The 19,277-nt window shown below is 69.0% G+C and carries 20 protein-coding genes; 16 read left to right on the top strand and 4 right to left on the bottom strand.

Annotated features, from left to right (window positions below):
* Nucleotides 1-4: 4 nt before the first annotated feature.
* Nucleotides 5-991: an FUSC family protein gene (locus tag ACEUEL_RS09120; RefSeq protein WP_405704128.1), complete on the bottom strand. Its 987-nt coding sequence runs from the start codon at nucleotides 989-991 to the stop codon at nucleotides 5-7.
* A gap of 4 nt (nucleotides 992-995) precedes the next feature.
* A complete protein-coding gene (locus ACEUEL_RS09115; protein WP_405704127.1) occupies nucleotides 996-1,976 on the bottom strand; it encodes an HlyD family secretion protein in 981 nt (326 codons plus the stop codon).
* A 282-nt stretch (nucleotides 1,977-2,258) separates the two neighbouring features.
* Here ACEUEL_RS09115 and ACEUEL_RS09110 point away from each other — a divergent pair, with 282 nt between their 5' ends.
* Complete coding sequence (locus tag ACEUEL_RS09110; protein WP_405704125.1) at nucleotides 2,259-2,636, top strand: hypothetical protein; 378 nt, start codon at nucleotides 2,259-2,261, stop codon at nucleotides 2,634-2,636.
* 91 nt (nucleotides 2,637-2,727) lie between these two features.
* On the opposite strand, the gene ACEUEL_RS09105 is transcribed toward ACEUEL_RS09110, so the two are convergent.
* Nucleotides 2,728-3,393: an alpha/beta hydrolase gene (locus ACEUEL_RS09105; protein WP_405704123.1), complete on the bottom strand. Its 666-nt coding sequence runs from the start codon at nucleotides 3,391-3,393 to the stop codon at nucleotides 2,728-2,730.
* A 390-nt stretch (nucleotides 3,394-3,783) separates the two neighbouring features.
* On the opposite strand from ACEUEL_RS09105, the gene ACEUEL_RS09100 reads away from it, so the two are divergent.
* From ACEUEL_RS09100 to ACEUEL_RS09040, 13 genes are all read left to right on the top strand, one after another.
* Complete coding sequence (locus tag ACEUEL_RS09100; RefSeq protein WP_405704121.1) at nucleotides 3,784-4,965, top strand: cysteine desulfurase family protein; 1,182 nt, start codon at nucleotides 3,784-3,786, stop codon at nucleotides 4,963-4,965.
* Nucleotides 4,966-5,060: 95 nt separating this feature from the next.
* Nucleotides 5,061-6,533: a Fe-S cluster assembly protein SufB gene (sufB, locus tag ACEUEL_RS09095; protein WP_405704120.1), complete on the top strand. Its 1,473-nt coding sequence runs from the start codon at nucleotides 5,061-5,063 to the stop codon at nucleotides 6,531-6,533.
* Between the two features lie 2 nt (nucleotides 6,534-6,535).
* Nucleotides 6,536-6,961: a hypothetical protein gene (locus tag ACEUEL_RS09090; RefSeq protein ID WP_405704118.1), complete on the top strand. Its 426-nt coding sequence runs from the start codon at nucleotides 6,536-6,538 to the stop codon at nucleotides 6,959-6,961.
* Between the two features lies 1 nt (nucleotide 6,962).
* Nucleotides 6,963-7,727: a Fe-S cluster assembly ATPase SufC gene (gene sufC / locus ACEUEL_RS09085; protein WP_405704117.1), complete on the top strand. Its 765-nt coding sequence runs from the start codon at nucleotides 6,963-6,965 to the stop codon at nucleotides 7,725-7,727.
* Nucleotides 7,728-7,737: 10 nt separating this feature from the next.
* The gene (gene sufD / locus ACEUEL_RS09080; RefSeq protein WP_405704115.1) at nucleotides 7,738-9,045 is read left to right on the top strand and encodes a Fe-S cluster assembly protein SufD; all 1,308 of its coding nucleotides are present in this window, start codon (nucleotides 7,738-7,740) and stop codon (nucleotides 9,043-9,045) included.
* A 289-nt stretch (nucleotides 9,046-9,334) separates the two neighbouring features.
* Nucleotides 9,335-10,582: an aminotransferase class V-fold PLP-dependent enzyme gene (locus tag ACEUEL_RS09075; RefSeq protein WP_405704114.1), complete on the top strand. Its 1,248-nt coding sequence runs from the start codon at nucleotides 9,335-9,337 to the stop codon at nucleotides 10,580-10,582.
* Nucleotides 10,579-10,950 (top strand): SUF system Fe-S cluster assembly protein, encoded by a 372-nt coding sequence (locus tag ACEUEL_RS09070; protein WP_405704112.1) that lies wholly within the window; start codon nucleotides 10,579-10,581, stop codon nucleotides 10,948-10,950. Before ACEUEL_RS09075 ends, ACEUEL_RS09070 begins: the two co-directional genes overlap by 4 nt.
* A 6-nt stretch (nucleotides 10,951-10,956) precedes the next feature.
* A complete protein-coding gene (locus tag ACEUEL_RS09065; RefSeq protein ID WP_405704110.1) occupies nucleotides 10,957-11,391 on the top strand; it encodes a VOC family protein in 435 nt (144 codons plus the stop codon).
* A 133-nt stretch (nucleotides 11,392-11,524) separates the two neighbouring features.
* A complete protein-coding gene (locus tag ACEUEL_RS09060) occupies nucleotides 11,525-11,911 on the top strand; it encodes a HesB/IscA family protein (protein ID WP_405704108.1) in 387 nt (128 codons plus the stop codon).
* A gap of 13 nt (nucleotides 11,912-11,924) precedes the next feature.
* On the top strand, nucleotides 11,925-12,275 hold the full coding sequence (locus ACEUEL_RS09055) for a TfoX/Sxy family protein (RefSeq protein WP_405704107.1): 351 nt from the start codon (nucleotides 11,925-11,927) through the stop codon (nucleotides 12,273-12,275).
* Nucleotides 12,276-12,327: 52 nt separating this feature from the next.
* Complete coding sequence (locus tag ACEUEL_RS09050) at nucleotides 12,328-13,098, top strand: mechanosensitive ion channel family protein (protein WP_405704105.1); 771 nt, start codon at nucleotides 12,328-12,330, stop codon at nucleotides 13,096-13,098.
* 204 nt (nucleotides 13,099-13,302) lie between these two features.
* A complete protein-coding gene (locus tag ACEUEL_RS09045) occupies nucleotides 13,303-14,091 on the top strand; it encodes a hypothetical protein (protein ID WP_405704103.1) in 789 nt (262 codons plus the stop codon).
* 4 nt (nucleotides 14,092-14,095) lie between these two features.
* A complete protein-coding gene (locus tag ACEUEL_RS09040) occupies nucleotides 14,096-14,878 on the top strand; it encodes a S8 family serine peptidase (protein ID WP_405704101.1) in 783 nt (260 codons plus the stop codon).
* A 28-nt stretch (nucleotides 14,879-14,906) separates the two neighbouring features.
* On the opposite strand, the gene ACEUEL_RS09035 is transcribed toward ACEUEL_RS09040, so the two are convergent.
* A complete protein-coding gene (locus tag ACEUEL_RS09035) occupies nucleotides 14,907-16,454 on the bottom strand; it encodes a DEAD/DEAH box helicase (protein WP_405704100.1) in 1,548 nt (515 codons plus the stop codon).
* 330 nt (nucleotides 16,455-16,784) lie between these two features.
* Here ACEUEL_RS09035 and ACEUEL_RS09030 point away from each other — a divergent pair, with 330 nt between their 5' ends.
* Together ACEUEL_RS09030 and ACEUEL_RS09025 are read left to right on the top strand one after the other, a co-directional pair.
* Nucleotides 16,785-17,261, top strand: a complete 477-nt coding sequence (locus ACEUEL_RS09030; protein WP_405704098.1) for a GreA/GreB family elongation factor — start codon at nucleotides 16,785-16,787, stop codon at nucleotides 17,259-17,261.
* A 151-nt stretch (nucleotides 17,262-17,412) separates the two neighbouring features.
* Nucleotides 17,413-19,272 (top strand): heavy metal translocating P-type ATPase, encoded by a 1,860-nt coding sequence (locus tag ACEUEL_RS09025; protein ID WP_405704096.1) that lies wholly within the window; start codon nucleotides 17,413-17,415, stop codon nucleotides 19,270-19,272.
* The last annotated feature ends 5 nt before the right edge of the window (nucleotides 19,273-19,277 follow it).

Genomic DNA, 19,277 nt, shown 5'->3' with positions numbered 1-19,277 from the left:
ACCCTCACGCCGCCGCCTCGCGCTGCTGGCGTGGGGCGAGCATCCAGATCGTCAGCTCCATGATGGCGACGCCGATCATGATGCCGACCAGCCGGTTGAACGGCGCCTCGATGCCGGTCGGCGGGCCGGTCTCGACCAGCGTCACCAGCAGCGCGATGGCCGATTGCGTGCCGACATAGGCATAGCTGACCTTCGACAGGTGCACCCGGGCGCTGAGGAAGGTGCCGGTGGCGAGGCTGGCGAACCACCAGACGAAATTGTCGGCGTTGATGCCGATCACCGCCAGCGCCGCCGCGCCGCCGATCACGCAGCCGAGGATGCGCTGCCGCGCGCGCTCGGAGGTGGTGGCGAGGTCGCGGTCGATGATGACGAGGCTGGAGATGATGACCTGCGTGAAGGAGGGCAGCTCGAACAGCGTCCAGGCCAGCGCGATGATGCCGGTGCCGACCGCCGCGGCGATGGATTCGCGGATCGCATCCTCCACCGGCAGGACGATGGGCGCGCGGGCGAGGCCGGTGGGCAGTTCGCCGGCGCGCGGGCCGAGCGCCCAGTTGGCGAGCGTGGCGGCTCCGACGCCGAGCACGATCTCGTAGCAGCGGTAATGCGCAAAGGTGTAGAGCTGCTCCGGCGTCGTCATCGAGCAGGCGATCAGCAGCATGAAGCTGAGCGCGCCGTAGAACCAGGCATAAGCGAAGACGGTGCGCTGGCGCAGATAGGTGCCGAAGCCGGCGGCGAGCGTCAGCGCGGCGAACTGCGCGATCGGGATGCCCTCGAGCGCCAGCGCGACATAGTAGCCCCCGACGATGCCCGCCCCGGTGCCGGCGATGCGCAGCAGGCCCTTGGTGAACAGGGCGGTGCGGTCGACATTGGCGATGATCAGCGCGGAGAGCGCCGCCCAGTAGGGGTTGTCGAGGTGCATGTAGAACGCCCCGACCACCGCGCCGAGCACGCCGGCGGTGGTGGCGAGGGCGTGGCGGTCGATCTCGTTCACCGGCTCAGAACCAGATCACGACGCGGGCATCGGCGCCCACGAACAGCGGCAGCGCCGTGGGCCACGCGTCGAGGGCGATCTCCACCGGGAAGCGGCGGGGCAGGCGCACCCAGTCCGTGGTCGGCTGGACATAGGGCAGCACGGGCTGGTTCGAATCGGTGCGGGCAATGCCCGGGGAGATGCCGGTGACGTGGCCCGTGTGGATGCGCCACGGATCGGAGCCGAGCGTGAGCCACACGCGCTGGCCCGGGCGGACACGGGCGAGATGGCGCTCGTTGAGATTGGCGACGATGCGCCGGCGGTTGCCGGTGACCAGCGCCATCACCGGCGTGCCGGTCTCCAGATAATCGCCGAGCCGGACGGTGAAGGGGGCGACGCGCCCGGCATATTCGGCGGTGACGACGGTCTTGGAGAGGAAATAGCGGTCCTTGGCGAGGCGCGATTCGGCCACGTCGATCGCCGCGGTCGCCACCGCGATGCGCTGGGCGGAGACGGCGAGCTGCGCCTGCGCGATCTGGATCGCCGCCGCGGCGGTGTCGATGTCGCGGCGGGCGATGTCGAGATTGGCGGTGGAGGCGAAGCCGTCCTTGGCGAGCTGCTGGGCGCGGGCGAAGGCGGCCTGCGCATTGGTCGCCACCGCCTCCGCCGAGGCGACGCCGGCCTTGCCGGCGGTGAGTTCGTCCTGCGCGAGGGCGAGGTTGGCCTGCGCCTGCTCCAGCGAGGCCTCGCTGCCCTTCACCGCCAGCTCGAACGGCGTGCGGTCGATCTCGAACAGCGTCTGCCCTTCGCTCACCGCCTCGTTGTCGTGAACGGGAAGGGAGGAGATCGGCCCCTCGATCTGCGCGGAGAGCACCACCACGTCGCTCAGCACATAGGCGTCGCCCGTATAGGCGAAGAAGAGGACGCAGACCTCATAGAGGATGAAGATCGCGGCGGCGATCGCGGCGATGAGGAGGACGGGATATCGGACGAGACGCGCGAACATGGGCTTCCGGAATGGGGGCGGGGCCGGCCGATCCTACAGGAAGGGGATGTGCCGGCGAGACTGCACGGCAAGGATTTCCGAAGCGTCACGAAAACTGAATGCGATGTTCAGATTATCTGAAATACATGCGACATCTCGTCAGCATACCTTAAATGCAATGGTGCGATGCAGAATTGGATGATGCGTTGCAGCATGGAATCCCTACCTTGAGGGCTCCCGGACATGCCGGCTCGCCAGGCGGCACCCCTTCACTCGGCCTGGACAGATCAAAGGAGCATTCGCATGCGCATTCCCTTCCGCGTGATCATCCCGGCGGCCGTCGTCGCCACCCTCATCGGCGGTGCCGCGCTGGCGCCCGCCGGCGCGCTCGACCGCAGCCGCCCCTCCCAGAACCTCACCCCGATGCAGGCGGAGTCGATCGACCTCGGCTATGTCAACGGCATCGCCTACTACACGCCGGAGGCCGAGGGCTTCCACGTCGTCGCGACGCTGAGCGTGGGCGGCGGCGCGCCGCTGCAGGTGGCCGCCACGCTGCAGCCCGAGCAGAGCCTCACCGTCTCGGTGCCCGGACCCGAGGGCGGGCTCGGCAAGCAGGTCGAGATCTTCCGCCGCGGCGACACGATCACCGTCGGCCGCCCGGCCCGCCTCGTGCTCAACTGAGACCGCCGCGTCACGCGGCCCCCTGAAACGCAAACGGGCGCGGAGACCTCTCCGCGCCCGTTCGGCATTCAAGGCCGCGAGGACAGGCGTCTCAGGCGGCGCTGTCCTTCTTGCGGGTGCCCGGCAGGCGGCGGTCGAGATAGCCGCTCACCACTTCCATCAGCTCGTCGGTGCGCCCGTCGAAGAAATGGTTGGCGCCCGCCACCGTCTGCTGCTCGATGACGATGCCGCGCTGGGTCTTCAGCTTCTCGACGAGGCCGGTGACCGCCGAGAACGGCACCACCGCGTCCTTGTCGCCATGAACGAACAGGCCCGAGGACGGGCAGGGGGCCAGGAACGAGAAGTCGTAGAGATTGGCCGGGGCGGCGATCGAGATGAAGCCCTCGACCTCCGGCCGGCGCATCAAGAGCTGCATGCCGATCCAGGCGCCGAACGAGAAGCCGGCGATCCAGCAGGCGCGCGCGTCCGGGTTGATCGACTGCGCCCAGTCGAGCGCGGCGGCGGCGTCCGCCAGCTCGCCCTGGCCGTGGTCGAACGAGCCCTGCGAGCGGCCGACACCGCGGAAATTGAAGCGCAGCGTCGAGAAGCCCCGGTTCACGAACTGGTAGTAGAGATTGTAGACGACCGGGTTGTTCATCGTGCCGCCGAACTGGGGGTGCGGGTGCAGGATGATGGCGATCGGCGCATTGCGCGTCTTGGCCGGCTGGTAGCGGCCTTCCAGCCGCCCCTTCTCGCCGGTGAAGATGACCTCGGGCATGAAAGCTGTGACCTCGAAAACGGGACCTCGGTGCCGGTCCGCCGTAGCCGCCCTCTCGGGCTGCCGGCGGCGACGCGCGTCCTGACCAGCCTTGACGGGTCGCGGGAAGCCCGTTAATCTGTTTAGAATAATTCTAATATTCTACGTCAGATTGCAGAAGACTTGCGCGCAACTGCGCTTCCATCTCTGCCGAGGCTGGTGGACGTGAACCTATGACGGAGATGGCCCCGTTTTGCAAGTATGCAAGGGGGCGGGGCTTCCGGGCGCCCGCGCGTTGCCGGGAGGGATCGGCAAAACGATCCGCCCATCTCGGCAAGTGACGCAAAGATGCCTATCTAGAGGGCGTGCCGCCATCCGGGCGGACGCCCAGCGAGATGAACCGACCGCGACATGAACGACCGCCCCGACCACCGCTCCTATTTCGACCACAACGCCACCGCGCCGATCCGGCCGGAGGCGCGCGCGGCGCTCGTGGCCGCGCTGGCGGAGGCGGGCAATGCGTCGGCGGTCCACAGCGACGGGCGCCGTTCGCGCCGCACGGTCGAGGAGGCGCGCAAGGATGTCGCCGCCCTGGTCGGCGCCGATCCGCGCGGCGTGGTGTTCACCTCCTGCGGCACCGAGGCCGACGCGCTGGCGCTGGTGCCCGATTTCACCCGTGGCGGCGAGCCGATCCACTGCGACGTGCTGCTGACCTCGGCCGTGGAGCACGCCGCCGTGCTGCGCGGCCACCGCTTCCCGGCCGACCGGGTCGAGGTGCTCCCCGTCGATGCGCGCGGGCGCCTCGATCTCGCCCGGCTGGACGAGGCGCTCGCCCGCCATGCCGGCGAGGGGCGGCGCGCGCTGGTCTCGCTGATGCTCGCCAACAACGAGACCGGGGTGATCCAGCCGCTGGCCGAGGCGGCGCGGCGCGCCCATGCGCAGGGCGCCCTGGTGCATTCCGACGCGGTGCAGGCGGCGGGGCGCATCCCCATCGACATCACCGCGCTGGGCATCGACATGATCTCGGTCTCCGCCCACAAGCTCGGCGGCGCGCCGGGCTCCGGGGCCCTGATCATGGCCGATCCCGATCTCTTTCCCCACGCGCTGCTGGGCGGGGGCGGGCAGGAGCGCGGCCGCCGCGCCGGCAGTGAGAACGTGCCCGGCATCGCCGCCTTCGGGGCGGCCGCGCGGGTTGCGAAAAACCATGTCGAATCCGAAGTTCTACGTATCGGCGCCTTGCGCGACCGGCTTGAAGGCGCTCTAAGGTGCGAGTTTCCGGAGCTGGTGCTGCTCGTCGGCGATGTCGAGCGCCTGCCGAACACCTCGTGCCTCGCGCTGAAGGGCGTTCCGGCGGAAACGCTGGTGATCGCGCTGGATCTCGCCGGCCTCTCGGTGAGCGCCGGCGCGGCCTGCTCCTCCGGCAAGGTGGCGCCCTCGCATGTTCTGGCGGCGATGGGCGTGCCGGAACGCATCGCCCGCTCGGCCGCGCGCATGTCGCTCGGCTGGTCGAGCACGGAAGAGGATATTGAGCACGCGCTGGCGGTGTTCCGCCGCGTGCTGCCGGGACTGCTGCGGCGCGCCCGCGCCGCCTGAACGACGCGCCGCGACGGGCCTCCGCCGCGACGTGAGCTTGAGTGAGGATACCTGACCCGCGGGCCTTGACCCCGCGTGGGAGAGGAGACGAGACGATGCCTGCGGTACAGGAGACAGTGGATCAGGTCCGGTCCATCGACGTCGATCAGTACAAGTACGGGTTCACCACCGATATCGAGTCGGAAAAGGCGCCCAAGGGCCTCGACGAGGACACCGTCCGCTTCATCTCGGCCAAGAAGAACGAGCCGGAATGGATGCTGGAATGGCGCCTCGAGGCGTTCCGCCGCTGGCAGACCATGCGCGAGCCGGACTGGGCGCGCGTCTCCTACCCGCCGATCCCCTATCAGGACCTCTATTATTATTCCGCGCCGAAGCAGAAGGCGTCGGTGTCGATCGACGAGATCGATCCCGAGATCCTGAAGACCTACGAGAAGCTCGGCATTCCGCTTCGCGAGCGCGACGCGCTGCTCGGCATCGAGAGCGGCGCGCCGAAGGTGGCGGTCGACGCGGTGTTCGACAGCGTCTCGGTGGCGACCACCTTCAAGGAGGAGCTCGCCAAGGCCGGTGTGATCTTCATGCCGATCTCGGAAGCCATCCGCGAGCATCCCGAGCTGGTGCGCAAATATCTCGGCTCGGTCGTGCCGGTGACCGACAATTTCTTCGCGACGCTGAATTCGGCGGTCTTCTCGGACGGCTCCTTCGTCTATGTGCCGAAGGGCGTGCGCTGCCCGATGGAGCTCTCCACCTATTTCCGCATCAACGAGCGCAACACCGGCCAGTTCGAGCGCACGCTGATCATCGCCGATGAAGGCGCCTATGTGAGCTATCTCGAAGGCTGCACCGCACCGCAGCGTGACGAGAACCAGCTGCACGCCGCCGTGGTCGAGCTGGTGGCGCTGGACGACGCCGAGATCAAGTACTCGACGGTGCAGAACTGGTACCCCGGCGACAGCGAGGGCAAGGGCGGCATCTTCAACTTCGTGACCAAGCGCGGCGACTGTCGCGGCGCCCGCTCGAAGATCTCGTGGACGCAGGTCGAGACCGGCTCGGCGATCACCTGGAAATACCCGAGCTGCATCCTGCGCGGCGACGGCTCGCGCGGCGAGTTCTACTCGATCGCGATTTCCAACGGCCGCCAGCAGGTCGACAGCGGCACCAAGATGATCCACCTGGGGAAGAACACCACCAGCCGGATCATCTCCAAGGGCATCGCCGCCGGCTACTCGGACAACACCTATCGCGGCCTCGTCTCGGCCCACCGCAAGGCTACGGGCGCGCGCAACTTCACCAACTGCGATTCCTTGCTCATCGGCGACAAATGCGGGGCGCATACCGTGCCCTATATCGAGTCGAAGAACTCGAGCGCGCAGTTCGAGCACGAGGCGACCACCTCGAAGATCTCCGAGGACCAGCTGTTCTACTGCCGCCAGCGCGGGCTCGACCCCGAGGAGGCGACGGCGCTGATCGTCAACGGCTTCGTCAAGGACGTGCTGCAGCAGCTGCCGATGGAGTTCGCGGTCGAGGCGCAGAAGCTGATCTCGGTGAGCCTTGAAGGCTCGGTGGGATGAGTGTGGACGATACCGAGAGCGGTGGCGATTTCGATCCACCCTTTGTCGCTCGCGTGCGGCTCTTCGGCGAAGAGGAAGGAAACCTCGTCGACGCACCGGAGGGTTACGCGGAGAATTTCGACAAGGAGCTGGGTTCGGCCGTTGCAGAGTCGCTCTGCAACTATCTGATCGCGTTCGCTGCGGAGAACGACCGTAAGGTCGCCTTCACGCTAGAAGAGAACGAGATCAGGGGCGAGCGAGAAGATGGGTCGTCGATTTCCATCTCCTGCTATACGCCTGAGCTTTTCGACCTCCAACGGTGGCCGTCCATCGACGAGACGGTCGCAAACGACCTCAAAATCATCTTTGATCTGGCGAACGGGCTGAACGCGGACATCATGGTCTATCTAGCGCGCCGGTTCATCATCAACGGACATCTGGACGACTGACATGGCTCTGCTCGACATCGACAACCTGCACGCCAAGATCGACGGCGACGACGGCAAGGAAATCCTCAAGGGTCTCTCGCTGAAGGTGAACCCGGGCGAGGTGCACGCCATCATGGGACCGAACGGCTCGGGCAAGTCGACGCTGTCCTACATCCTCGCCGGCAAGGAGGATTACGAGGTCACCGAGGGTTCGGTGAGCCTCGACGGCGAGGACCTCTTGGAGATGGAGATCGACGAGCGCGCCGCGAAGGGCGTGTTCCTTGCCTTCCAGTACCCGATCGAGGTGCCCGGCGTCGCCACCATGACCTTTCTCCGCACCGCGCTGAACGCCCAGCGCAAGAAGCGCGGCGAGGAGGAGATCTCCACCCCCGACTTCCTGCGCCTGGTGCGCGAGAAGGCCGGCGCGCTCGGCATTTCCTCCGACATGCTGAAGCGCGGCGTCAATGTCGGCTTCTCCGGCGGCGAGAAGAAGCGCGCGGAGATCCTGCAGATGGCGGTGCTGGAGCCCAAGCTCTGCATCCTCGACGAGACCGACTCCGGCCTCGACATCGACGCGCTCAAGGTGGTGTCGGACGGCGTCAACCGGCTGCGTTCGCCGGACCGGGCGATGATCGTCATCACCCACTACCAGCGCCTTTTGAACTACATCGTGCCGGACTTTGTGCACGTCATGCACAAGGGCCGCATCGTCCGCTCCGGCGGCAAGGAACTGGCGCTGGAGCTGGAAGCCAACGGCTATGCCGAGTACCAGCAGGACGCGGCGTGAGGGGGCAGCCATGAACGCCGAGATCCGACCGATCCGCACCCCGGCCGAGCAGGCGCTCAACGCCGCGCTCGACGCCTTGCCCGCGGGCGAGGGCCGGCTGGCGACGCTGCGCGCCGACGCCGCCCGCGCCTTTACCGAACACGGCCTGCCGCACCGGCGCGTCGAGGAGTGGAAGTACACCGACCTGCGCAACCTGATGCGTGAGCCGGCCCCGCTCGCCGTGCCGGCCACCCGCGCCGAGGTCGAGGCCGCCCGTCGTGCCTTCGATACGGTGGAGGCCCGCCGCATCGTCGTTGCCAACGGCGTCGTGGTGCCCGAGCTGTCCGACCTCGCGGAGGAGCCGGGCCTCACCGTGCTGACGCTGGCGCAGGCGCTGGCGCAGAACCACCCGCTGCTCGCCCGGCTCGGCAGCGTCGTGCCGGCGCGCTACGATGCCGCGCTGGCGCTCAACACCGCGCTCGCCGTCGACGGCGTGGTGATCCATGTCGCGGACGGCGCCGCGATCGAGCGGCCGATCCACGTCGCGCACGTCTTCGCCGGCGGCGCGGCGGCGAGCCACGCCCGTTCGCTGGTGGTGGTCGGGGAGGGAGCCCGCCTGACCTACGCCGAGAGCTTCGAGGGCCCGGCCGCCACTGCCTATCGTACCAATTCGGCGACCGAGTTCGTCGTCGGCGACGGCGCCAGCCTCGATGTGGTGCGGCTGCAGGAGGAGGGCGACGCGGCGTTTCACCTCGCCACGCTGCTGTTCGAGATCGGCCGCGACGTCGCGCTGAGGAGCTTCACGCTGGCGAGCGGCGGCGCCCTCTCGCGCACCTCGGTCTATGGCGCGCTGATCGGCGAGGACTCGAAGGTCGGCATCCATGGCGCGGCGCTGCTCAACACCCGCCAGCATGCCGACACGACGCTGTTCATCGACCACACCGTGCCGGGCTGCGAGAGCCGCGAACTGTTCAAGCATGTGCTGGACGGCGAGAGCCGCGGCGTGTTCCAGGGCAAGATCGTGGTGCGGCAGGCCGCCCAGAAGACCGACGGCCGCATGATGAGCCGCGCCCTGATCCTCGGCGAGGGCGCCGAGATGGACAACAAGCCGGAGCTCGAGATCTTCGCCGACGACGTCGCCTGCGGCCACGGCGCCACCTGCGGCGCGCTCGACGACGACCTGCTGTTCTACCTGCGCGCGCGCGGCATCCCGGAAGTCGAGGCGCAGAGCCTGCTGGTGCAGGCCTTCGTCGGCGAGGCGATCGAGACCGTCGAGCATGACGGCCTGCGCGACGCGCTGGTCGAGCGGGCGGAAGCCTGGCTGCGGGCGCGGGGCTGAGGGGGCGTTCGCTGGACCATCCTTCGAGGCCCGGGCGTTGCCCGGGCACCTCAGGATGACGATCTACGTGTCTATAGGGCGATGACGCTCAAACCGCGACGTCATCCTGAGGTGCGAGCGAAGCGAGCCTCGAAGGATGTCCGCGCTGGTGAGCAGGTTGCTCTGATCTCGTCATGGCCGGACCTGATCCGGCCATCCACGTCTTTCCTCCGCGCCGGCAGGCGTGGATGCCCGGGACGAGCCCGGGCATGACGGCGTGTAAAGGCGTCGTCGCGAATGGGTGAAACCGATGACCACCATCCACCCCGCCGTCGCGAACGGCAGCTACGACGTCGCCCGCGTGCGGCAGGATTTCCCGATCCTGTCCAAGCAGGTCTACGGCAAGCCGCTGACCTATCTCGACAACGCCGCCTCGGCGCAAAAGCCGGTGCAGGTGCTCGACCGCATGCGCTTCGCCTACGAGAACGAATATTCCAACGTCCACCGCGGCCTGCACTTCCTCGCCAACGCCATGACCGAGGCCTATGAGGAAGCGCGCGAGCGCTGCCGCGCCTTCCTCAACGCGCCCTCGCTGGACGAGGTGATCTTCACCCGATCCGTCACCGGCGCGATCAACCTCGTCGCCTCCTCGCTCGGCCAGTCGATCGGGGAGGGCGACGAGATCATCCTCTCGATCATGGAGCACCACTCCAACATCGTGCCGTGGAATTACCTGCGCGAGCGCAAGGGCGCGGTGATCAAATGGGTGCCGGTGCTGGAGGACGGGTCGTTCGACATGGAGGCCTACAAGGGCCTCCTCAGCGAGCGCACGAAGATCGTCGCCATCACCCACATGTCGAACGTGCTCGGCACGGTGACGCCGATCAAGGAGATCGCCCGCCTCGCCCATGAGGCCGGGGCGCTGGTCGTGGTCGATGGCGCGCAGGCGGCGGTGCACATGCCGGTCGACGTCCAGGACCTCGGCGTCGATTTCTACGGCGTCACCGGCCACAAGCTCTACGGCCCCACCGGCATCGGCCTGCTCTATGGCAAGCGCGAGCTGCTGGCGAAGATGCCGCCTTACGAGGGCGGCGGCGAGATGATCCGCACGGTGACGGAAGAGGGCGTCACCTATGGCGAGCCGCCCCACCGCTTCGAGGCCGGCACGCCGCCGATCGTGCAGGCGATCGGGCTGGGCGAGGCGCTCGCCTATATGGAAAGCCTCGGGCGCGAGCGTATCGCCGCGCACGAGGCCTCGCTCGGCGCCTATGCCAAGGAGCGGCTGTCGCGGCTGAACTCGGTGCGCATCTATGGCGACGCGCCGGGCAAGGGCGCCATTCTCGCCTTCGACCTCAAGGGCGCCCATCCCCACGACGTCGCCACCATCATCGACCGTGCCGGCGTCGCCGTGCGCGCGGGAACCCATTGCGCCATGCCGCTGCTTGGCCGATATGGTGTGACGGCGACGTGCCGGGCGTCGTTCGCGCTCTACAACACGCATGAGGAGGTCGACCGCCTGGCCGACGCCCTCATCAAGGCTCAGGATCTGTTCGCATGAGCGAGACCGCCACCGACGCGCCGAACCTGCCCGTCATCGAATCCGCGATTCCGGCCGAGGAGCTGGAACGGCTGACCGACGACATCATCGCGGCGATGAAGACCGTCTACGATCCCGAAATCCCGGTCGACATCTACGAGCTCGGCCTCATCTACAAGGTCGACATCGCCGATGACCGGCAGGTGAAGGTCGAGATGACGCTGACCACGCCGAACTGCCCCTCCGCCGCCGAGCTTCCCGGCATGGTCGAGGGCGCGGTGGCGACGGTGGGCGGCGTGTCCGGTGTCAGCGTCGACATCACCTTCGATCCGCCGTGGGACCAGGGCCGCATGTCCGAGGAAGCCCGGCTCGCGCTGAACCTGTGGTGAGCCGCGATGGCGCCGGCCGGGGACGCCGCGCCGCCGATCTCCGGCGTGCTGGAGACCGGGCTCTATGTCGATGATCTCGGCCGCGCCCGCGCCTTCTACGAGGGCGTGCTCGGCCTGAAGGCCATGGTCGCGGATGCCCGCTTCGTCGGCTATGACGCGGGCCCGGCGAGCGTGCTGCTGCTGTTCACGCGCGGCGCGACGCTGGCCCCGGTGGCGATGCCCGGCGGCACCATCCCACCGCATGACGGCCACGGGCCGCTGCACTTCGCGCTGGCGATTCCGGCCGGTTCGCTGGCGGCATGGCTGGACCATCTCGCCGCGAAGGGCGTCGCGATCGAGGGCCGCGTCGACTGGAAGGGTGGCGGCACCAGCCTCTATTTCCGCGATCCCGACGGCCACCTGGTCGAACTGGCCACGCCGGGGCTGTGGAAGAACTACTGAGGCGCCCCGTCACCGCGCGCCTGCTTCGCGCGACGGCCATGCGTGGCGACAGGCTTGTGCCCCGCCGCGAACTTCCCCATTTTAGGCGAGCCGATCCGCCGGCCTTGAACCGGCGCCGATTGTGGAGACGATGATGACCGCGACCCGTGCCCGCCCTGCCGTGATGACCCTGACCGATGCCGCCGCCGCCCGCGTGCGTTCCATCATGGAGCGCGCCGACAAGCCGGTCGCCGGCCTGCGCATCGGCGTGAAGAACGGCGGCTGCGCCGGCATGGAATACACCATGGAGTTCGCCGAGGAAGCCGGCCGCTTCGACGAGGTTCTCCACGACAAGGGCGTGACGATCCTCATCGACCCCAAGGCGATCCTCTATCTGCTCGGCACGCAGATGGACTTCAAGGCGGACAAGATGTCGGCCCAGTTCGTGTTCAACAACCCGAACCAGACCTCGGCCTGCGGCTGCGGCGAATCGGTCGCCATCACCCCGGCGCGCCCCGAACCGGCGGGCGTCCCGGCCTGAAATCCGCGTTCCCATGGATGCGGACGATCTCGCCGACATCTTCCTCGCCTTCGGCCCGGTGGCGGCGCGGCGCATGTTCGGCGGTCTCGGCGTCTATGCCGACGGGCTGATGTTCGCCGTCGTCGTCGACGACACGATCTACCTCAAGACCGACGCCGGTCTCGCGGTGCGCCTCGAAGCGGAGGGCGCCCGGCCCTTCACCCATGAGCGGCGCGGCAAGCCGGTGTCGATGGGCTTCTGGTCGATCCCGGACCGGCGCATCGACGATCCCGAGGCGGTCGCCGAGATCGCCCGCGCCGCGCTCGGCGTGGCCCGCAACAGCGCTGCGACAAAGGCGCGCCCGCCGCGCCGGCCGGGAAAATGAACCCGCGGCGCCCTCAGCGGTTCTCCCCCAGGCAACCGACAGGGAGAACGGCATGGACGTCGACGAACTCGGCAATATCTTCGTCCTCTACGGGCTGAGCACGCTCTACGCGCTCGCGCTGCTGGTCATCGGCTGGTGGATCGCTAACCTCGTCGAGCGCATGGTCGCCCGCGCCCTGGCCGCGACCGGGCGGGTCGACGTCACCGTCGCCGGCTTCCTGTCGAGCCTGGCGCGCTATGCGGTGCTGGTGGTGGTCGGCGTCGCGGTGCTGCAGCGCTTCGGCATCCAGACCACCAGCATCATCGCCGTGCTGGGCGCCACCTCGCTGGCCATCGGCCTCGCCCTGCAGGGCACGCTCTCGAACCTCGCCGCCGGCGTCATGCTGCTGCTATTCCGCCCGTTCCGGGTCGGCGACGCGGTGGAGGTAGCCGGGCGCGCCGGCACGGTGAAGGGGCTGAGCCTGTTCACCACCGAGCTCGCCTCGGGCGACAATGTACAGGTGCTGATCCCCAACGGGCAGGTGTGGGGCGCGCCGATCGTCAACCAGTCGGCCTACGGCACGCGGCGCATCGATGTCAGCCTGGAGGTGAAGCCCGATACCGATATCGAGGCGCTGGTCGCGGACGCGCTGGCCGAGCTGCGCAACGACGAGCGGGTCGAGCCTTCGCCCGCTCCCGCCGCCAGCATCGGCAGGCTGGGCGTCGACCGTGTCGAGGTCGTGCTGTCGGCCTGGGCCTCCGCCCACGATGCCGGCGCCATCAAGGCGCGCCTCGCGCGGCATCTGGCGATGCGCCATACCGCCGGCCGCACAGGCGTCGCTTAAGGCCCATCGCCGGCGGTTCAACCGGGTTATCCCGGGCCTGACAGGTGTCTTCTTCGGCTGCACAGTCTCTCGCTTTGGAGCGTGCGCGTATAGAGATTGTTTTCATATTGAAACAATCAGAAGATGCATTAACCTGCTCTCCGTTTCCGGTGTCCCCATACGCTCGTGGGATAGGGCTCTTCTCGAGCCGGGAGGAGGAGAGAGATGCGGCGCGTCCTGGTCGGAGCCATCGCCGCCGGGTGGCTTGTTACGACAATACAATTGGCCGGTGCCCAACCGATTCTCGAGCAGCTGTCGGTGCCGCGTGGTTACGTGGCGCTGGATTATCCGCGCGATTTCGGCGGCAACCCGCTGGTCGGAATGCTTGTGCAGATTTCGCGCAGCAAGGGCTTCAGGCCACTCGGTCATCTGAGTGATTGCGGGCTGCCGGCGAGCGCATTGAAACCACTTCCCGGCGTGATCGGCCTGCTCGGCCTGTCGCGCCAGAAGGCCCGGGTATCGGGCAGCGCGGCGGCGACGTTTCTCGGCCTGCTCGGCCTTGAGTTGAAGGGCGAAGCCAACCGGCAGATCGAAATCACGATCGAGGGCGCCACCGAAGAAGCCCTCGTTCCAATCGCCGTCGTGGGGGCCGCTCGCTCGAATGCCGCGCTGCTCAAGGAGCGGTGCGGCGACATACTGAAGCTCCCCAACGTCTTCTGGATCAACAGCGCAATCCGCGTTGACCGGCTACGGCTGCGTCTCCTCGACGCGTCGGGGGCGGCGCTGGCCGCCTCGGCACAGCAACTCGGCCCTTATGTTTCCGGTGTGGAAGGCAAGGTCGATATATCGCTCGCGGCCGATGGCGATCTCGACATCCGCAGGACGGTTTATGTCGCGTTCCGCGATGCTCCGCCGTCTGAGCTTTTGCTCGGTGCTATCCAACTGCACTCGACGGAGTTTGCGCAGCCCGACAAGGACGTGGAGTTCGGTGATGAAATTTATACGAAACCTTAGAATATTGCTGGCACTGCCCGGCGCTATGCTGCTTGCCGGCGGAGTGCTGCCTGCGGTAGCGCAGACAATACATTTGTTCGAGCGGGGTGCTCCGAGCATCGCGGAGTTCGACGCGGACGGCGGCTACCGCATCCCCGATGGCGATTGGAGCCGGTACCGTGCATGGATGGCTCGCGGGGCACCGCTGTCAAAGCTCGTCACCGCCTTTATCGACAGTGGCGTGCTTAGCGAGCACCCCTATATCAAGCCAGTGCTCGCGAAGAGCATCGATCTCACCGGCGAAGGGCCGGAAGACCGCATCGGCCACGGTACCTTCGTCACGCTGATCTTCCTGATGACGGCGGGCGAGGTGGTGGGCCCGGTCATCAGTATAAAGGTTGCCGGGACCACCACGCCGTCAGATCCTGAAATACTGGTCAAGGCGCTCGATCGTGCAGGCATAGAGGGCGCAAACGTTGTGAATGTAAGCGCCGGCGTGTTCCTTGAATGCGGCAATGCACGCGACCCGGCGCGCAGCCCATATATCCAGTCTTGCGACGAGACTCCGATCTGCGCGGCTGTGACCGCGCTGGAGAAGAAGCACACGATCACGATCGCGGCCGTCGGCAACACGCCCGGGAAAACAGCCTGCCCAGCATGCTGCAAAGACGCCATCGCGGTCGGCGCCGCCGACGAAAACGGCAAGCCTGCCCCCTATTCGGGCGATTTTGCCGACATACTGGCACCGGGCAATTTCGGCTCGGTGCCGATTGATCGCGGAGTGAAGCCGAGGGCCGTAACGCCCTAGCCGATAGCGGGACGTCCGAAAGACGCGCTCAGCTCGCCTTGATGCGCACCGGGCGGAGCAGGAAGGCAGGCAGGTGGGAGGTGTCGGCCGGCTCGTCATAGGCGGGACGGTCGGCCGGCCGGCGCGAGGTCGGCGTCACCGGGCCGCGGGCGGCGGGCTTGGCGCCGTTCGGCGCGGCGGCGCGCGGGGCTTCCGCGTGCTCGGCGGCGGGACGGCGGCGTGCCGGAGCGGAGGCGGCAATCTCATCGGCGACCGGCTCGGCGGCGTCACGCTCGGTGCCGCGCCGCCGCGCGGGGCGGGCGCCGGTCCGCTCGGCGAGATCGTCGGCGCGAGGCGGGCGACCGCCGCCACGGCCGGCGCGATCGGACCCGGCGCGCTCGCGCTCGCCGCCCTCGCGTCCGCGACGCTCGCCGCCGCGGGCGGGACGGGCCTCGCGCGGGGGCGCGTCGCCGAGCGGGGCGCCCTGCCACTCGATCGACCGGCCGATCAATTTCTCGATCGCCGCCAGCGACTTCGCATCGGCATGGGTGACGAGCGTGAACGCGGCGCCGGCGCGGCCGGCGCGGCCGGTGCGGCCGATGCGGTGGACATAGTCCTCCGCATGGTGGGGCGTGTCGTAGTTGAAGACGTGGCTCACCGCCGGAATGTCGAGGCCGCGCGCGGCGACGTCGGAGGCGACCAGCAGGTTCGCTTCGCCGGTGCGGAACTGGTCGAGCGCCTGCATGCGCGAGCGCTGGTCCATGTCGCCGTGCAGCGCCACCACCTTGAAGCCGTGCTTCAGCAGCGACTTGTAGACGACGGCGACTTCGCTCTTGCGATTGCAGAAGATGATGCCGTTCTGCAGGTTCTCGGCATCGTTGATCAGCCCGCGCAGCGTCTCGCGCTTGGCGTAGTCCTCGCGGTCGGAGGCGACGAGGCGCTGGGTAATCGTCGTCGCGGTGGAGGACGGCCGGGAGGCCTCGATCTGCACCGGGTTCGACAGGAATTGCGAGACCAGGCGCTGGATTTCCGGCGGCATGGTGGCCGAGAAGAACAGCGTCTGCCGGGTGAACGGCACCTGCTTGCAGATGCGCTCGATGTCCGGGATGAAGCCCATGTCCAGCATGCGGTCGGCCTCGTCGATGACGAGCACCTCGACGCCGGTCAGCAGCAGGCGGCCGCGCTCGATATGATCGAGCAGCCGGCCCGGCGTGGCGATCAGCACGTCGACGCCGCGCGTCAGCTTCGTGGTCTGGTCGCCGAAGGAGACGCCGCCGATCAGCAGGGCGACGTTCAGCTTGTGGTTCTTGCCATACTTGACGAAGCTCTCCTCGACCTGCGCGGCGAGTTCGCGCGTCGGCTCGAGGATCAGCGTGCGCGGCATACGGGCACGGGCGCGACCCTGCTCCAGCAGGGTCAGCATGGGCAGCGTGAAGGCGGCGGTCTTGCCGGTGCCCGTCTGGGCGAGGCCGAGCACGTCGCGGCGCGCCATCACATGGGGAATAGCTTGCGCCTGGATCGGCGTGGGCTCGGTATAGCCGGCATCGGCGACGGCCGAGAGCACCTTGTCGCTCAGGCCCAGATCGGTAAAGGGCATCAGATTCAATTCTGCGGCAGCGCACCGCTTGTCCGTGACCCCGGGCCGTATCCGGGGGCGGGTAGCATCGTCGTCGCGCGGAGCGCATCTATCGGAACGGTCGGACGATGCGTCGCAACATAGGCGGAAAGCTCGTAAAGTCAATGGTTCCCGGCTGCTGCGCCGGTTCGCGCCGCCTCATCCTTCCGGTGGGAGAGACGGGCGGCGCGCGGCGCTGCCGGCCGGACGCATCGGCGGCGGCGGCGAAACGGCATACCGGCCCCCGCCCGCGCCGAAAGTGACGTACCGTGGCGGGAGGGTCGCGACGGGGACGATGAGGGGAATGAAGGAATGAGCCGTGCCTTTATCAAAGAGGATTCCGGGGCCGAAACGCTGCCGGAGCGGCCGGTTTCGGCGCATCGGAACCTGGTGACGCGGCGCGGCCTCGCCCTGATCGAGGCCGAGATCGCGCGGTTGCGCAGCGCGCTCGCCGAGGCCGGCGCGAGCGGCGACCGCGACGGGGTGGCCCGCGCCTCGCGTGACCTGCGCTACTGGAGCGCGCGGCGGGCGAGCGCCGAGCCGGTCGATCCGCCGGCCGGGGGCGCGGCGATCACCGTGGGCATGGCGGTGACGCTGGAGGACGAGGCGGGCCGGCGCCGGGAGTGGCGCATCGTCGGCGAGGACGAGGCGGACCCGCGCGCCGGCCGCATCGCCTGGGTGTCGCCGGTGGCGCGGGCGCTGCTGGGCCGGGAGATCGGCGAGGCGGTGGAGCTGCCGTCGGGCAGCGCCGAGATCGTCGCCATCGACCCCCACCCGGAAAAGGCGTGATGCGCCGCGCCGCCGGCATGCCTGTCGAAAGCCTGTCGGGCCGGCGTCGGTCTCGCCCGCGGCCGTCGATTTCGATGTCTTTTGAGCGATTCCAATCTTAGCATCCCGCTACGGGAGATGGCGCGACCCGCGGCATCCGGAGCGGGACGGCATGCGGTCGATCCGGGAACTGGCTCTGACCTGGGTGCGCCCGGCGCTGGTCGTCGCGCCGGCGCTCGGGCTCGTGGTCGGCCTCGGCGTTGCCGCGGCGGGCCGGGGCGAACTGGCGGATCGGATCCTCGCCGCCGCCACCGTGCCGGTGCTCGCCGCGCTGGCGGTGCAGATCGCGGTGACGTTGCGCCGGGGCGAGACTGGGCTCGACATCGTCGCGCTGCTTTCCATGGGCGGCGCGCTGCTGCTCGGCGAGGCGCTGGCCGGCGCGGTGATCGCGCTGATGTATGCCGGCGGGCAGTATCTCGAAGCCTATGCCGAGCGCCGGGCGGCGCGGGAGATGACGGCGCTGCTCGGCCGCGTGCCGCGCACCGCCATGCGCTACGGCGCCGGGGGGCTGGCCGAAACGCCGATCGGCGAACTGGTCGCCGGCGACCGCATCCTCGTCCGCCATGGCGAGGTGGTGGCAGTGGACGGCGAGGTGGCGCAGGGCCACGCGGCGCTCGACCAGTCGGCCATCACCGGCGAGGCGCTGCCGGTGGAGCGCGGGCCGGGCGGGCTGGTGCTCAGCGGCTCGATCAACGCCGGTGCGCCGTTCGATCTGCTCGCCAGCCGGCCGGCGGCGGAGAGCACCTATGCCGGCATCGTGCGACTGGTCGAGGCGGCGCGCGACGCCAAGGCGCCGATCGGGCGGCTGGCGGATCGCTACGCCATCGTCTTCCTCGCCGTGACCGTGGTGATCGCGGCGGCGGCATGGATCGCGAGCGGCGATCCCGTGCGCGCGCTCGCCGTGCTGGTGGTGGCGACGCCCTGTCCGCTCATCCTCGCCGTGCCGGTGGCGATTATCGCCGGCGTCTCCCGCGCGGCGAAGCGCGGCGTGCTGGTGAAGGGCGGCGGCGCCCTGGAGGCGTTGGCGCGGGTGAAGATCGCCGTGGTCGACAAGACCGGCACGCTGACCTATGGCCGCGCCGAACTGATCGCCATCGAGGCGTGCCCCGGCATCGACGCCGACGAGGCGCTGCGGCTCGCCGCCTCGCTCGACCTGGCCTCGAACCACGTCGTCGCCGCCGCACTGGTCGAGGCCGCCCGCGAACGCGGCCTCGCGCTGACGCCGCCGGAGGCGGTCGAGGAGCAGGCCGGCACCGGACTGGAAGGGGAGGTCGAGGGGCGCCGCGTGCGCCTCGGCAGCCTCGCCTTCGTGCGCGCCGGCATTGCCGATCCGGACGCGCTGGTGCCGGATCCGGCGCTGCCGCCCGGCGCGCTCACCGTCGCCGTCGCCGTCGACGGGCGCGCCGCGGCGGTGCTGCATCTGAGCGACGGCGTGCGCGAGGATGCGGCGCAGGTGCTCGAAGCGTGGCGGCGTGCCGGCATCGGCCGCATCGTGCTCGCCTCCGGTGACCGTGCCGACATCGCGCTGGCGGTCGGGTCCGAGCTCGGCGTCGACGAGATCGCCGCCGAACTTTCACCGGGCGACAAGGTCACGCTGGTGCTCGCCGAGCGCCAGCGCGGGCCGGTGATGATGCTGGGCGACGGCGTGAACGACGCGCCCGCGCTCGCCGCCGCCGATCTCGGCGTCGCCATGGGCGCGCGCGGCGCCGCCGCCTCCTCGGAAGCGGCGGATGCGGTGCTGATGGTCGACCGGCTGGACCGGCTGGCGGAAGCGATGGCCATCGCCCGACGCGCGCTGGCCATTGCCCGGCAGAGCGTGGTGGCCGGCATCGGCCTGTCCGTCCTCGCCATGGGCTTCGCCGCCTTCGGCTACCTGACGCCGGTGCAGGGCGCGCTGCTGCAGGAAGCGATCGACGTCGCGGTGATCCTCAACGCGCTGCGGGCGCTGCGGGCGCCGGCGGCGGAACGGTGAGGCGG

Origin of the sequence: Ancylobacter terrae, from assembly GCF_045108345.1 — a bacterium.
Lineage (GTDB): Bacteria > Pseudomonadota > Alphaproteobacteria > Rhizobiales > Xanthobacteraceae > Ancylobacter.
This window is presented reverse-complemented; position numbering and strand designations above follow the sequence as displayed.